Genomic DNA, 14,143 nt, shown 5'->3' on the forward strand with positions numbered 1-14,143 from the left:
CCTGCTTCCCGGTGGCACCTTTGTGTGCTGCCGGGGGCGCAATCCAATCGAAATTCACCTACTAATCGAGGCAATCGCGATGACCACCGCCACGCCCCTTTGGGAATTTGTCGACATCAGCAAGGCCTATCCCGGCGTTCTGGCGAACGACAAGGTCCGGATCAAACTGTTGCCCGGATCGATCCACGGGCTGCTGGGTGAAAACGGCTGCGGCAAGTCCACGATGATCAAGACACTGTCCGGTGTGCAACAACCTGACAGCGGTCAGATCCTTCACAATGGACAACCCGTAACCATCAGCGATCCTCAGGTTGCGCGCGATCATGGCATTGCGACAGTGTTTCAGGAATTCTCTATCGTGCCAACGCTGTCGGTTGGTGAAAACATCTTTCTGGGCAACATGCCCCGGTCTCGGTTCGGCGTCATCGACTGGGCTAAGGTCCACAGCGAAGCAGCCCGCGTTCTTGCGGAAATGGACGTCGACGTATCACCCGATGCCATCACCGGCACGTTGTCGGTTGGTGAACAACAGCTGGTCGAGATTGCCAAGGCCGTGGCCATGGACGCCCGGATGATCATCCTTGATGAACCAACAGCCGCCTTGGGCGAAGACGAGATCGAACGCCTTCATCAGCTTCTACGCAATATGCGTAGCCGCGGTACCAGTATCCTCTATGTCTCGCACCGGTTGGATGAGGTTGAACGGATCGTTGATGAGGTAACCATCCTGCGCGGTGGCAAGGTCGTGCGCGCCAGCGGCGAGACAGAAATCAGCGTATCCGAGATTGTCAGCGCCATGGTGGGGGAGGACATCGGAGAACACTACCCCAAGGAGCAAAATGCAACGGCCGAAGTAGTCATGGAAGCGCACGGGCTCGCGACAGCTTCTGGCGTGACGGATGCGTCGTTCGCCCTTCACCGGGGCGAGGTTCTGGGTCTGGGCGGTGTGCTGGGAAGTGGCCGTACCGAAATTGCCCGCGCCCTGTTCGGAACAGATGAACTCTCCGCCGGGCAGCTGATCCTGAACGGAAAGCCAGTTCGCTTCCGCCGGGAAATGGATGCGATCCGCGCGGGGCTTGCGCTGGTGCCGGAGAACCGCAAATACGACGGATTGTTTTTCAATTTCCGTGCAAGCGGCAATATCACTGCGGCCTCGCTGGGCGGGCTATCTCGCCTTGGTGTGCTGAATCTGAAAGCCGAAGAGCAGGCGACACATGACCTGATCCGGGATCTTGAGATCTCGACACAGGCCGAGGAAAAGACCGTCAACTTCCTGTCCGGGGGCAACCAACAGAAGATCGTGATCGCGCGCTGGCTGTTCTCGGATTCGGATATTCTGATCCTTGATGAGCCGACGCAAGGCATCGATATCGGAGCCAAAATCGCAGTCTACAAGCTGATCAACAAGCTGACGCGCGCGGGCAAATCCATCATCCTGATCAGCTCGGATCATGACGAACTGCTGGCAATGAGCGACCGGATCGCAATCGTTCAGCATGGCGCGATCACGCGCACCGTTGAGGCATCCGACCTGACCCATGACGATCTGGTGCGCGCGTCTGCCGATACCACCGAAACCAATCTCGAGGAGGTGTTCGCATGAAGCGGATCTTCGATACGCAACTCATTGGACCGTTCGCGGCAATGGTCATCGTGGCGCTCATCGTCGCCCTTACAACCGAGCGCTTCCTCAATCCTGGCAACCTCTCGAACCTGTCTTTGCAGGTCAGCATCGTCGCACTTATTGCCATTGGGTCGACCATGGTCATTTTCACCGCTGGAATCGATCTGAGTTCCGGTTCCATGGTCGCGCTGCTGACCATGATCCTTGCGCAGATGCTCAAATTCATGGGCATCCCCCTGATGCTGGCGTTGCCAATGATTCTGATTGTTGGCGGGCTGCTCGGCCTCTTTATCGGATTGATAACGGCCTATGGGCGCATTCCGTCTTTTATCACCACGCTGGCTGCTCTGATCGCGTTTCGCGGTCTTGCGCTGACGTTCAACAACGGATCGCCGATCTTCTCGCTTGATCCCGCACTTGAGCCAATTTTCTACGGCAAACTGGCGGGCATCCCGCTGCCCTTCTTTTATTTGGTCTTCTTCTACGGGCTTGCCGCCTTCGTAATGAATTTCACCAAGCTGGGCCGCGAGATTTATGCCGTGGGTGGGAACCCCGCCGCTGCTGTTCTGACCGGCATCAACGTGCGCAAGGTTCAAACAACTACCTTCGTGATCGCAGGCTTCATGACCGCCGTCGGTGCCATCCTGATGTCTGCGCGGCTGAACTCCGGCTCGCCCAACTATGGTCAAACCCTTGAGCTGCAAGCGATCGCGGCGGCTGTGGTCGGTGGGGCCAGCCTTGCTGGCGGGCGCGGCAACATTCTGGCCACGCTTATGGGGGCGATGACAATCGTGATCGTTCAGAACGGATTGAATCTGAATGCGGCACCATCTTCGGTCCAGAACATTGTGCTGGGTCTCATCATTCTGCTCGCCGTTGGCATCGATATGTGGCGGGCCGAGATTTCGGCGCTGATGGGCCGCACCTTTGGGGCTCATCATCGGGTTCGGCACAAAAAGTGAAAAAGGGGGTCTGACATGGATTTGGGATTGAAAGACAAGCTTGTCCTGGTGACCGGGTCGGGTTCAGGCATCGGCAAGGCGACGGCGCAGGCCTATCTGCAAGAAGGCGCTCATCTCATCGTGCACGGCCTGACCGAGGCCGAAGTCTCCGCCTGTGTGAACCACCTTTCGCCCTTGGGCGATGTCAAAGGCATGGCCGCTGATCTGTCCAACCTCGCGGATGCTGCCGCCTTGGCAGAGTTTGCGCAGGCCAAGGGTGACGTGGACATATTGGTCAATAACGTCGGCATCTTCTCGGTCAAACCGTTCGAAGATCTGACAGACGAAGACTGGATCCACTATTTCAACATCAACGTGCTTTCTGCCGTTCGGATGAGCCGGATTTTTCTGCCCGCAATGCTAGAGCGCGGCACCGGGTCCATCATCAACATGGCCAGCGAGGCAGCTGTCAAACCTCTGCCCCAGATGGTGCACTATTCCGTGACGAAGACCGCGATGCTGGGTCTCACGCGCGGGATGGCTGAGTTGACGAAGGGCACGGGTGTGCGGGTCAATTCGATCCTGCCGGGGCCAACCTGGACCGAAGGGGTTGAGGCCTATTTCGACGGGCTTGCCGAACAAAAAGGCGAACCGCTTGATGCAATCGTCGACAACTACTTCAAGTCGGATGAACCCACATCCCTGATCCAGCGCTTCGTCCAGCCGGACGAGGTCGGGCGCATGATCGTCACGATCTCAGCAAGCACCGCGTCAAATGGTGCCGCTCACCGGATCGAAGGCGGCATCGTTCGCAACATTCTGTAACTCTCATGCAAAGGAGCCTCCCATGGCCGCACTTACATTCTCTCACATTGGCATCACGGTTCCGGACCTGGAGAAGGCCGTGGACTTTTACTCCAAGGCGTTCGGGCTTTATGTGCTGATGGAGCCCACTGAAATCCTGCACGACGAAAGCGCCATCGGGCAGATGTGCGATGACGTCTTTGGCGAGGGTTGGGGCAAGTTCCGCATTGCGCATCTGTCGATGGGGGACGGGATCGGCATCGAGTTGTTCGAGTTCCCCAAGACCGTCGAAGAAGAACGTCCCTTTGAATACTGGCGGCGCGGCTTGTTCCACTTCTGCGTTCAGGACGAGGATCTGGAAGGCCGTATCAAGATCATCGAGAGCCTTGGTGGCAAGCAGCGCATGCAACAGGTGCGCAAGTATTATCCGGGCGAGAAGCCCTATCGGATGGTCTACATGGAAGACCCGTTCGGCAATATTTTCGAGCTTTATAGCCATTCCTACGAGTTGACGTATTCGGCAGGTGCCTATGACTGATCAGCTCACATTCACCCCAAGAACGGACAAGCCGAAGGTCGTGATCACCGATTACGACTTTGGCGATGTCAGCGTCGAAAAGGGTATTCTCGAAGCAGCCGGCGCAGAGGTGATTGCACTTCAGGCCAAGCACGAAGAAGACCTGTTCGATGTGGCACCGGATTGCGCGGCTATGATCAACCAATACGCGCGGATTGGTAAGGACACGATCTCGCGCATGCAAGAATGCGAGGTCATCGCGCGCTACGGTGTCGGGGTCGACATTGTGGATGTTGCGACGGCGACAGAACGCAGGATTCTTGTGACGAATGTGCAGGACTACTGCACGGAAGAAGTTGCAGATCACGCGATTGCCCTTTGGATGACGCTGGCGCGCAAGCTGCCGGACTACGACCGGGCGACGCATAAGGGCATCTGGAAGTGGCAAAGTGGCCAGCCGATCAATCGGCTACGGGCGCGCACCATGGGTGTCGTGTCCTTTGGCAAGATTGGACAGGCGATTGCAGCACGCGCCCATGCCTTTGGCGTTAATGTTATTGCCTTTGACCCCTTCCTGCCGGCAGAGGTCGCAGCCCGGCACGGCGCAGAGCTGGTATCCAAGGCGGACCTTCTTGCGCGATCAGACTACATTCTGATGCAGGCCCCGATGACGCCCGAGACGCGGCACTTTCTGTCAGATTCAGAGTTTGCGGCGATGAAACCCGGTGCAATCCTGATCAACACAGGTCGCGGTCCAACCGTGGATAACCAGGCGCTTTATCGTGCTTTGACCGAGGGACATCTTGCGTCAGCAGGATTGGACGACCCCGAAGAAGAACCGGCAAAGCGGGCCAATTGGTCCCCGGATGACAATCCAATTTTCACATTGCCCAACGTGCTCGTGACACCCCATGCGGCCTACTACTCGGAAGAGTCGATCCTCGCCGCGCGTGTCACCGCAGCCACCCAAGTGGCCAAGGTCCTGACGGGCCAGAAGCCAGACTACACCGTCAATGCGGATGCTTTGGCCGCACTAACCGCATAACAGGAGACAAACATGCCAGACGTGAGCACCGACCTAAGGGTTTTCAACGACTTTGACCGCAACCTGGAATTACTGAAGAAATTCGACAAGGTACTGGAGGCGTATTCTGCTGCCGCCATCTTTGCCGATGTGCAATACCGCACGGGTGTGATGGATAGCGCCATCAAACCCGCCTTCCGTTCCAAGGTGACAGGGCAGGCCGTCACGGTCCAGCTTTCCAAGGGTGATCTGGTTGATCCCCTCCGGGCACTTGAAATGGGTCAGCCCGGCGATGTGATCGTCGTTGATGCGGGCGGTGATCTGCAAACGTCGGTTTGCGGCGGCCTGATGGGCGGATTGGCCCTGAACCGTGGCATCCGCGGCATGATTGTTGATGGCACGGGTCGTGACACGGACGAGTTGGAAGACATCAACTGGCCGATCTGGACACGGGCGATCACGCCACGTGGGACGCACACAATGTTTTCTGAACGCAAGGAAGAGCTTTCGATCAACGTGCCCATCGCTTGCGGGGGCGTCGTCGTGAACCCAGGTGATTTCATCGTGGCCGATTTGATGGGGGTTGTCGTGGTCCCACAGGAAATCGCTGAAGAAACGGTGCGTCTCGCGCAGGAACAGGCTGACCGCGAGGAAGAGACCCGCAAATGGGTTGCGAAGGGCAAAACTGTTGAGGATCTGTTGAATGAATTCGGTCGCATCTGACCCGGCCTTGATCGGTGTCGATTGGGGCACCTCATCGCTCCGTGCCTTTTTGATTGGCGCGAGCGGGGAGGTCATTGACGGAGTCTCTTCACCGGAAGGGATCATGCAGGTCTCGGGGCAATCCTTCGAGGCGATCCTTGATCGCCTCATCGGACCCTGGGTGGCGCAGACAAACCTGCCAATCCTGGCATCCGGGATGATCACCAGCCGAAACGGATGGATCGAGACACCATACGCTGAAATGCCGCTTGGTGCTTGCGGCCTTGCGGGCGCGTTGGTGCCGCACGAAATCGCGAACGGCGCTCTGGTCCACTTTGTGACGGGGGCTTCTATCGAACACAAAAGTGGCCCCGACGTGATGCGCGGTGAAGAGACGCAGATCATCGGCGCATCCGCTCTGGGGTTGAAAGACGGCATGTTCGTGATGCCCGGCACCCACAGCAAATGGGTCCAAGTCGCAGAGGGGCAGATCGTCGACTTCTCGACTTATATGACCGGCGAAATATTTGCCGCACTGAAAGAGCACACCATCCTTGGCACGTTGATGGAAGCCGACGGCTTCAACGAAGAGGCATTCGAGATGGGCGCGAGAGCAGGCCTTGATGGTCGGACAAACCTGCTGAACAATCTGTTCCATGTGCGGACCCTGCCGCTGATGGGGAAAATACCCAAGGTCGCCACCGCAGACTATATGTCGGGCCTTCTTATTGGGACTGAAGTTGCGGCGGCGACGCAAGATGCAGAAGATATCGGAACCATCACCGTTGTCGGTCGCAATGACCTGTCGGACCGGTATGAAACAGCGCTTGGTATGGCGGGATTCAATAGCCGTCATGCACCGGACGATATCGTCGCACAGGGCCACTTCCTGATTGCGCGCGCTGCGGGGTTGCTCGGATGATCGACTTGGCCACGGCACTTGCCGAAAACCCCCTGATTGCAATCCTGCGAGGCTTGGAGCCGGAAAACACGCGTCCTGTATCGGACGTCCTTGTGGACGCAGGTTTCCGCATCATAGAAGTCCCGCTCAACTCTCCTGACCCACTGGTGTCTATCCAGCGGATTGCGGCACAGCACGGCGCGCAGTCCATCATCGGGGCCGGAACAGTACTCAACGTCGAACAGGTTGAGGCGGTCGCAGAGGCGGGCGGAAGGATCATCGTTTCTCCGAACATGAACCCGGAAGTGGGGCGCGCAGCGGTTGCGCAGGGGCTGCACTGGTGTCCCGGCGTCATGACCCCATCCGAGGCTTTTTCCGCGCTGGATCTTGGCGCGTCTGTGCTCAAGTTTTTTCCCGCTGAAATGGTGCCCCCAAAGGCCATTGCTGCCATGCGGGCCGTTTTGCCGTCCGATGCTGTCGTCGCAGCGGTCGGCGGGATTACCCCCGACACGATGGCGCCTTATCATGTTGCAGGCGTAAACGGGTTTGGGCTGGGGTCCGCCCTTTTCAAGCCAGGCTACACACTGGATGATATCGGCAAGCGCGCTCGTGGGTTTAAGAAGGCTTGGGAAGACTTGACATGAAACAGGCTGTTGTCACCGGAGGGACGCGCGGGATTGGGGCAGGGGTGGTGCGGTCGCTTGCCCATGCGGGCTGGTCGGTCGTCGCGGCATCCGTGTCAGCGACGGAACTGGATGCTTTTGAGCCACAGGACGGGATCACGACGCAACTGCTGGACGTCACCAGCCAATCTTCGGTCGACGAGGTAATTGGCGGTCTGACGCAGCTTGATGCGCTGGTGAACTGCGCGGGCATTTTGCTGCGCGGGGATGAGTATGACATCGACGTCTTTGCCAAGGTTCTGGATGTGAACCTGACCGGGACCATGCGGTGTTGCCTTGCGGCGCAACCGTTGTTGGCCAAAGGTGGCGGCGCAATTGTGAACACGGCCTCAATGCTGAGTACCTTTGGCGGTCCATTGGTGCCTGCATATTCTGCCTCAAAGGGAGGCGTGGCGCAGTTGACCAAAGCCCTGGCGGGTCACTGGGCCGAAGAGGGGATCCGTGTGAACGCAATCGCGCCGGGTTGGATTGAGACTGAAATGACCCAAGGCTTGCGCGATGATCCTGCGCGGGCCGAAGGGATCATGGCACGCACGCCAATGAAACGATGGGGAAAACCCGAAGAGGTCGGCGCGCTTGTGCGCTGGCTCTTGAGTGATCATGCCAGCTTTGTCACCGGGTCGATTTATCCGGTCGATGGCGGCTATCTCGCAATGTGAGGAGAGACAAATGAAAGACGAAGACACCGCCCGAATGCCTTATCAACTGCCCTTCCCAAAGGATGCGCAGGAAGAAATCGTGATCCCGAATGCGGTCAGCGAAGACGAAAGGCTTTGGGTTCCGCAAGCCGAAAACGTGTGGTTCCGGCCGCTTTGCCTGAACCGCTCGCAGGGGTATTGGATGAACCTGTTGAAGGTGCGCAAAGCCGGTGTCCTGTCGCGGCACCGCCACCCCCAGCCGGTCCACGGCTTTGTCCTGAAAGGGCGCTGGCATTATCTGGAACATGACTGGGTCGCCGAAGAAGGCGGCTATGTTTATGAGCCACCAGGAGAGACACATACACTTGTCGTACCAGACGACGTCGAAGAGATGATCACCTATTTCCAGGTCAACGGCGTCATGTGCTACGTCGATCCTTGGGGTGAGGTGCAAGGGTACGAAGATGTCTTCACCAAGATTGATCTGTGCCGCAAACATTTCCAAGAGGTTGGCCTAGGGGAAGACTACGTTGACCAATTCATCCGGTGATGGACTGCGATTTGCCTTTGTCGCGCATGATGCCCGCAAAGGCGAAATCGTTGCGTGGGTGGGCCTTCACAAGGCTCGCCTGTCGGATGTGCGCATCTTTTCGACCGGAACCACAGGCAGCCGGATCAAAGAGGCGTTTCCGGACCTTGATGTGACATGCCTGAAAAGCGGCCCTCTTGGCGGGGACCAACAGATTGGGGCGATGATATGCGAAGACAGGCTGGATGCGCTGATCTTTTTTGTCGATCCGCTGTCACCCATGCCACATGATGTCGACGTTAAGGCCTTGACCCGTTTGGCGACGGTCTATGACCTGCCGATGGCATGTTCCCGGTCGACGGCCGATCTTATTTTGAACGGTCTTCTTGGCAAAGACATCGATTCCGCACGGGCGGTCTGACTAATTGTCCGTCAGAAAATGGTCGGCCAATTGATCAAGCCTTTCAACGCCGAGCTGGCTCATGTTCGCCTCGATATCCGCTTTCAGAATGTGAATCAGGTGGTCGATACCCTTGGCGCCAAAGGCGGCAACCGCATACTGAAACGCGCGGCCCACCATCACGAAATCCGCGCCCTTGGACAAAGCACGCATGACGTCGAGCCCCCATGCCACGCCAGAATCGTAGATAAGCAGGATATCTGGTCCGACCGTTTCGCGGATTTTCGGCAACTGATCAATCACCGCCGGCCCCGCTTCAAATTGGCGCCCGGAGTGGTTCGACACCCAAATGCAATCGACGCCTTCATTGACCATTCGTTTGGCATCTTCGGGCCGCAGAACTCCCTTGACGATCAAATGCCCATCCCATTCTTCCCGCAATTCGCTCAGGTATTGCCAGTCCGGAATCCCCCGGATCAGGGCACCGGCATGGGTAAAGCTCTCCCTCCCGCGCTGAGGCACGTAGTCGTCAAAGAACCGCATGCGCGGCATGATCCCTTCGCGCAGATGGGCAAGACACCATGCAGGCCGCAACGCCATTTCGACAAGCGTGCGCAGGTCTGCCTTGGGCGGAACGGTCAGGTTGGCGCGCCGTTGTCGTTCGCGTCTGCTTTCTTCGGGAACATCGACGGTGATGATCAGCGTGTGAAAGCCCGCAGCCTTGATCCGGGGCAGCATCTTGCGGCGCAAATCACCGGAGTTGACGGGGTAGTGCTGGAACCAGCCATTGATGCCAATGTGCGGCGCTACGTCTTCAGGCGATGCTACCGCCACGCTGGACAACGAAAACGGAATGTTGTGCGTCACCGCCGCCTTGGCCAGCATCCTCTCGGCCCCGGCCCAAATCAAACCAGACATGCCCACGGGTGCAATCCCAAACGGCAGATCATATGACTGGCCCAGCAGGCTTGTCCGAAGGTCAGCCTTTGTGCGACCGCACAGAACACTTGGCATGAACCCAATCGCATCAAGCGCATCGCGGTTCACCTTCAGCCCCAATTCCCGCCCCGTTGCGCTGTCGAGATACTCGAAAGCGAATTTTGGGATGCGCCTGCGCGCGGCGATCCGCAGATCTTCAATCGACGGGTGTGACAAATCCAGATCCATCTAATTTCTCCAACCTTGTGTCATAGCGCCCGCAGGCCCCGGACCGATCACCAAAGGGACGGCAAAGCCAGGGAAATCGCCGGAACATAGGTGATAAGCATCAGCAGGATCAGCATGCCGACAAAAAAGGGCAAGATCGCCTGACTGAGTTTCTCAATGGACACTTTCGAGATGCTGCTCGCCACAAAGAGGTTCACACCCAGCGGCGGTGTGCAAAATCCGATCGCCAGATTGACCGTCAGGATGACTCCGAAAACAATCGGATCGACACCCAAAGCGGTTGCCACCGGTAACAGGATCGGTGTCATGATGATGATCGATGAAATCGTCTCCATGAACATGCCGATCACCAACAGCAACAGGTTGATCAACAAAAGGATGATGATCGGATTGTCAGAGAGGCTGGTAATTGTCGTCGCCAGTTCAGTAGGGATCCGCGCCAGAGTGATCAGCCTGCCAAAGGCAGTGGCCATGATCACCAGGACAAGAATAGTGCCACTGGTCTTAGCCGACCCTGCGAGAATTTCGGGCAGGTCCTTGGCGGTGATATCGCCGTAGACAAAAATACCGATGATGGCAGCATAAACCACCGCGACGGCGCCTGCCTCGGTTGGGGTGAAGATGCCGCTGTAGATGCCGCCAAGAATGATCACCGGTACCAGAAGCGCCCAGATCGATGTCTTGAAGCTTTGCCAGACGCCTGGACCGGAGAATGTGGTGGTGGATTGCTGAACAACCTCATCGTTGCGCAACAAAAAGCGGGCAACCAGCATGAACATAAGCGCAAAGAGAACACCCGGAATGACGCCCGCAAGGAACAGCTTTCCGATCGAAACCTCGGCGGTCACGCCATAGATGATAAACGGAATACTGGGTGGGATCATAACGCCGATCATGCCGGAAGATGCGGTCAGCGCACCACTGAATCTGCGCGTGTATCCGACCTTTTCCATCTCTGGGATCATGTTCGACCCGATGGCGGCCACAGTTGCCGGGGACGAGCCGGAGATGGCCGCAAAGAAGACGCATGCCAGCACGTTCACATAGGCCAACCCGCCTCGGATGTGGCCGATCAGAGCGTTGGCAAAACCCACCAGACGCCGCGACATGCCTCCGTGCTGCATCAAATCGCCAGCCAGAATGAAAAGCGGCACAGCGATCAATGGAAAGGAATCCGCGCCTGTTACGACTGACCGTGCCAGAAGCACCATAGGCGGCGTGCCATCGACGAAGATCATCACGATCATTGTTGCAAGGCCAAGGCAAATGCCGATCGGTACGCTGAAGAGCAGGAGGGCAAGGAGTGTCAGGAAGAGAGTTGTAGCCAGCATTGGAAAGCCCTCACGCTTTGGTTTCTGCGATCAGTCGCAGCGTTCTGATCAAATGTTGGATGACACGGATCGCGGAAAGGGCTGCGCCGACCGGGGCAGAGGCATAGAGGATCGGGATCGGCAGCCCGAGAACGACGGATGTCTGGCTTGCCACAAACGGCAACATGATCAGTTTGATGCACTCGATTGTCAGCATGACAAGAAACCCAAGGACGAGAAGCGCGATCACGACATCTGCAACAAGTCGTGCCCGGTCGCTCAGAATGTCGCGCAGGACCGTTATCCGTACGTGATCACCGGTATGGAACGCGTAACTGACACCAAGCCACACAAACCAGACAAACATCCAAAGCGTCAGCTCCTCGCCCCATGAAAGCGAGGCATTCATGACGTAGCGCATGAAGACATTGCCAAAGATCAGCACAACAATGGCCGCCAGCAGCGTACTGGCGATAACTTTTTCAATGTTCAGATCGATCCATTTGACAAGTGACATCGTTTACCTCCCCTTAAACGAAGGGGCACCCGCGCTTTGTGTCGCGCGGATGCCCTGAATTGTCCGAAGATCAGCTTCCGCTCGCGTCAGCCACAGCTGCCACCCACGCGTCGTAGGCTTCCGTCCCGACCTCTTCGCGATACTGCAGGCGCACGCTTTCGGTCTTATCGGCAAAGGCCTGACGTTGCTCGGCTGTCAGTTCCAGAACCTCGACACCAGCTGCGCGGATCTGTTCCAGCTGCGCGGCATCTTCGGCGGCGACCAACTCTGCTTGATACACGCGAGCGGCTGCCATCGAGTCTTTGACCAGCTTTTGGTGTTCAGCGGACAGGCTGTCATAGAAGAACTGTGACATGACAGGCATATAGACCGCGAACACGTGACCGGTTGTCGAAAGATACTTCTGCACCTCATAGAACCGCTGGGAGGTAATGATCGCCAGCGGGTTTTCCTGCCCGTCAATCACGCCCTGCTGGAGGGCAGAGTAAACCTCGCCAAAATTCATCGGCGTTGGGTTGGCCCCGAGCGTCTCGAATGTGGCAACATGCGCCGGTACTTTCATCGTACGCAGCTTTACGCCTTCAAGATCTTCGGGCGTCGCGACGGGGCGGACGTTGTTGGTAACGTTGCGGACCCCCAGTTCCAGCCAGCCAAGACCCACGAGGCCCTGGCTTTCGACCCGTTCCAGCATCTGATCACCGGCAGCGCCGTCCAGCACGTCAAAGGCAACGTCCTTGGAGGCGTACATGTAAGGAAGCTCAATCACCGCAAAAGCCGGATCCCAGCCTGCAAAGAAGGAGGAAGGCGGGATCGCCATTTCCAGAACACCGGTTTGAACGCCTTCGATCATCTCCCGGTCGGGGCCCATTTGGGAGGACGGGAAGATTTGCACGTCGATTTCACCGTTTGACCCGGCTTCGACAAGTTCTTCGAATTTCAGGAGCGCACGATGCATGTGGAACGCTTCGGCGGCGCCATGACCGACCTTGATGACGGTCTCAGCGGATGCTGCAAATGCAAGTCCGGCTGCCATGGCAAGGCTGAGTGCGGTTGTAGGTCTTTTGAACATAATGTCCTCCCAGGGGTTGAGCGATGGTTTGATTTGTTAATTTTCGATCTGATATATCAGATATAATATATGAATCAAGACAGCTTTTGAGATCGTGCTAAAGTGGCCCGAGAAAAAAGAGGTGAGTATGGCAGACCCATTGCAGATCAAGCGTCCTGAATCGTTGAGTAAAATTGCCGAAGACCACATTCGGCAAGCTATTGTCACCGGCACATTTCGATTGGGTGAGTCACTGCAAGAGGCGAAGCTTTCAGAGCTCATGGGCATCAGCAAGACTCCGATTCGTGAGGCGTTGGCCGCGCTCAACCTTCAGGGTCTTGTCCAGGTCATTCCGCACCGGGGCGCCTTTGTTTTCTCTTTGTCGCAGGACGATGTGGTTCAACTCTGCCGGTACAGGCTGATCCTCGAAACCGCCGCATTGAACCAAGCGCTCGCTGCGGACCGCGACGCTCTGCTGGCAGAGCTTGACGATATTGTCTCAAAGATGTCTGACGCCCGCGCTGCCAACTCCTTCGAGCAATATCTGAAGTTTGACGCTGATTTTCACGATGCCTTTTTCCGGCATTGTGGAAACAACTACTTGCGGGATGGATATCAAAAAGTCGGCGACATCGTCCGCACCATGCGAACGTATCTGTCCAGACGTTCCGAGCGGACAGCAAAATCATTCAAAGAGCATGAAGCCATTGCGGCCCTTCTGCACGAAGGTAAGGTGAAACCAGCCAAGGACGTACTCAAACGACAAATCACGCGGGGTGAGCGTTCATATTCCGATTTGATTGGGGTCAAGTAGGATTGCAAAACACGCCTTGATCGCCAACGGATTGATGTATCAACCATTATCACCACTAGACAGACTCTGCGAAATTCGGACGCCGATCGCCGTTCCGTCAATGAAAATCGACGTCAGCATTGATTGCCGGGATGCGGTATAAGACTCTATCCACATCATCACCGATGGAGGAATGGACTGACTATCCTGCTAAGTCATGATCGGTGGCAGTGAAAGTGTCCAAATCATGTGCAAACCAACCTGAAGGTTCGCAAAACCTTCTGAACCAGACATTGGCGCAAGTGCAGCGAAATGGTAGTTTGTCCTGCACAGCGGTTATCGAAGGTCGCTCATTGCTGCAGGAACACCTGACGTCTGCTTTGGGGAAGCTGCAGCGCAGCGTCGAGTTGCGATGGCAATGTCGTGTGTGGATGGCTCCTGCATTGCAAGAGATTTCTGTGGTTGCGATGGTCTGTCAGTACAGTCGTGTGTCCGGCCTGTTTGCGTGGCGGTTGCCACTGGCCCTGATGAGTTCCGCAAGTAAG

17 protein-coding genes are annotated in these 14,143 nt (G+C 56.9%); 13 read left to right on the top strand and 4 right to left on the bottom strand.

Features of this window, described 5'->3' with window-relative positions; translation table 11 throughout:
• Window positions 1-79 precede the first annotated feature (79 nt).
• The 11 genes from ACOTTU_RS23720 to ACOTTU_RS23770 are packed head-to-tail and all read left to right on the top strand — an operon-like array spanning window position 80 to window position 8,784.
• Entirely contained in the window at window positions 80-1,603 is a 1,524-nt protein-coding gene (locus ACOTTU_RS23720; RefSeq protein WP_425661818.1) for a sugar ABC transporter ATP-binding protein, read from the top strand.
• Window positions 1,600-2,586, top strand: coding sequence for an ABC transporter permease (locus tag ACOTTU_RS23725; RefSeq protein WP_425661820.1), 987 nt, complete (start codon window positions 1,600-1,602; stop codon window positions 2,584-2,586). The genes ACOTTU_RS23720 and ACOTTU_RS23725 overlap by 4 nt, the downstream gene beginning before the upstream one ends.
• A 15-nt stretch (window positions 2,587-2,601) precedes the next feature.
• The gene (locus ACOTTU_RS23730; protein ID WP_425661822.1) at window positions 2,602-3,390 is read left to right on the top strand and encodes an SDR family NAD(P)-dependent oxidoreductase; all 789 of its coding nucleotides are present in this window, start codon (window positions 2,602-2,604) and stop codon (window positions 3,388-3,390) included.
• Window positions 3,391-3,412: 22 nt separating this feature from the next.
• Window positions 3,413-3,907, top strand: a complete 495-nt coding sequence (locus ACOTTU_RS23735) for a lactoylglutathione lyase family protein (RefSeq protein ID WP_219505900.1) — start codon at window positions 3,413-3,415, stop codon at window positions 3,905-3,907.
• Window positions 3,900-4,931: a C-terminal binding protein gene (locus tag ACOTTU_RS23740; protein ID WP_425661825.1), complete on the top strand. Its 1,032-nt coding sequence runs from the start codon at window positions 3,900-3,902 to the stop codon at window positions 4,929-4,931. The genes ACOTTU_RS23735 and ACOTTU_RS23740 overlap by 8 nt, the downstream gene beginning before the upstream one ends.
• A 12-nt stretch (window positions 4,932-4,943) precedes the next feature.
• Window positions 4,944-5,633, top strand: a complete 690-nt coding sequence (locus ACOTTU_RS23745) for an RraA family protein (RefSeq protein ID WP_425661827.1) — start codon at window positions 4,944-4,946, stop codon at window positions 5,631-5,633.
• Window positions 5,614-6,534: a 2-dehydro-3-deoxygalactonokinase gene (locus ACOTTU_RS23750; protein WP_425661829.1), complete on the top strand. Its 921-nt coding sequence runs from the start codon at window positions 5,614-5,616 to the stop codon at window positions 6,532-6,534. Before ACOTTU_RS23745 ends, ACOTTU_RS23750 begins: the two co-directional genes overlap by 20 nt.
• A complete protein-coding gene (locus ACOTTU_RS23755; protein WP_425661831.1) occupies window positions 6,531-7,157 on the top strand; it encodes a 2-dehydro-3-deoxy-6-phosphogalactonate aldolase in 627 nt (208 codons plus the stop codon). The genes ACOTTU_RS23750 and ACOTTU_RS23755 overlap by 4 nt, the downstream gene beginning before the upstream one ends.
• Window positions 7,154-7,855 (top strand): SDR family NAD(P)-dependent oxidoreductase, encoded by a 702-nt coding sequence (locus ACOTTU_RS23760; RefSeq protein ID WP_425661833.1) that lies wholly within the window; start codon window positions 7,154-7,156, stop codon window positions 7,853-7,855. The genes ACOTTU_RS23755 and ACOTTU_RS23760 overlap by 4 nt, the downstream gene beginning before the upstream one ends.
• A 10-nt stretch (window positions 7,856-7,865) precedes the next feature.
• Window positions 7,866-8,384, top strand: coding sequence for a 2,4'-dihydroxyacetophenone dioxygenase family protein (locus ACOTTU_RS23765; protein ID WP_219505863.1), 519 nt, complete (start codon window positions 7,866-7,868; stop codon window positions 8,382-8,384).
• Window positions 8,365-8,784 (top strand): methylglyoxal synthase, encoded by a 420-nt coding sequence (locus tag ACOTTU_RS23770; protein WP_425661835.1) that lies wholly within the window; start codon window positions 8,365-8,367, stop codon window positions 8,782-8,784. The genes ACOTTU_RS23765 and ACOTTU_RS23770 overlap by 20 nt, the downstream gene beginning before the upstream one ends.
• Here ACOTTU_RS23770 and ACOTTU_RS23775 read toward each other — a convergent pair whose 3' ends face one another.
• From ACOTTU_RS23775 to ACOTTU_RS23790, 4 genes are all read right to left on the bottom strand, one after another.
• Window positions 8,785-9,930: an alpha-hydroxy acid oxidase gene (locus tag ACOTTU_RS23775; protein ID WP_425661837.1), complete on the bottom strand. Its 1,146-nt coding sequence runs from the start codon at window positions 9,928-9,930 to the stop codon at window positions 8,785-8,787.
• Between the two features lie 47 nt (window positions 9,931-9,977).
• Window positions 9,978-11,261 (bottom strand): TRAP transporter large permease, encoded by a 1,284-nt coding sequence (locus ACOTTU_RS23780; protein ID WP_425661839.1) that lies wholly within the window; start codon window positions 11,259-11,261, stop codon window positions 9,978-9,980.
• 10 nt (window positions 11,262-11,271) lie between these two features.
• A complete protein-coding gene (locus ACOTTU_RS23785; RefSeq protein ID WP_425661841.1) occupies window positions 11,272-11,757 on the bottom strand; it encodes a TRAP transporter small permease in 486 nt (161 codons plus the stop codon).
• A 70-nt stretch (window positions 11,758-11,827) separates the two neighbouring features.
• Window positions 11,828-12,826: a TRAP transporter substrate-binding protein gene (locus ACOTTU_RS23790; protein ID WP_425661843.1), complete on the bottom strand. Its 999-nt coding sequence runs from the start codon at window positions 12,824-12,826 to the stop codon at window positions 11,828-11,830.
• Between the two features lie 127 nt (window positions 12,827-12,953).
• Between ACOTTU_RS23790 and ACOTTU_RS23795 the strand changes: the two genes are divergently transcribed.
• The gene (locus ACOTTU_RS23795; RefSeq protein ID WP_425661845.1) at window positions 12,954-13,619 is read left to right on the top strand and encodes a GntR family transcriptional regulator; all 666 of its coding nucleotides are present in this window, start codon (window positions 12,954-12,956) and stop codon (window positions 13,617-13,619) included.
• A 272-nt stretch (window positions 13,620-13,891) separates the two neighbouring features.
• Window positions 13,892-14,143: hypothetical protein (locus tag ACOTTU_RS23800; RefSeq protein ID WP_425661847.1), on the top strand; the 252-nt coding region annotated here is incomplete at its 3' end.

The organism is Roseobacter sp. EG26 (genome assembly GCF_049830555.1).
GTDB lineage: Bacteria > Pseudomonadota > Alphaproteobacteria > Rhodobacterales > Rhodobacteraceae > Roseobacter.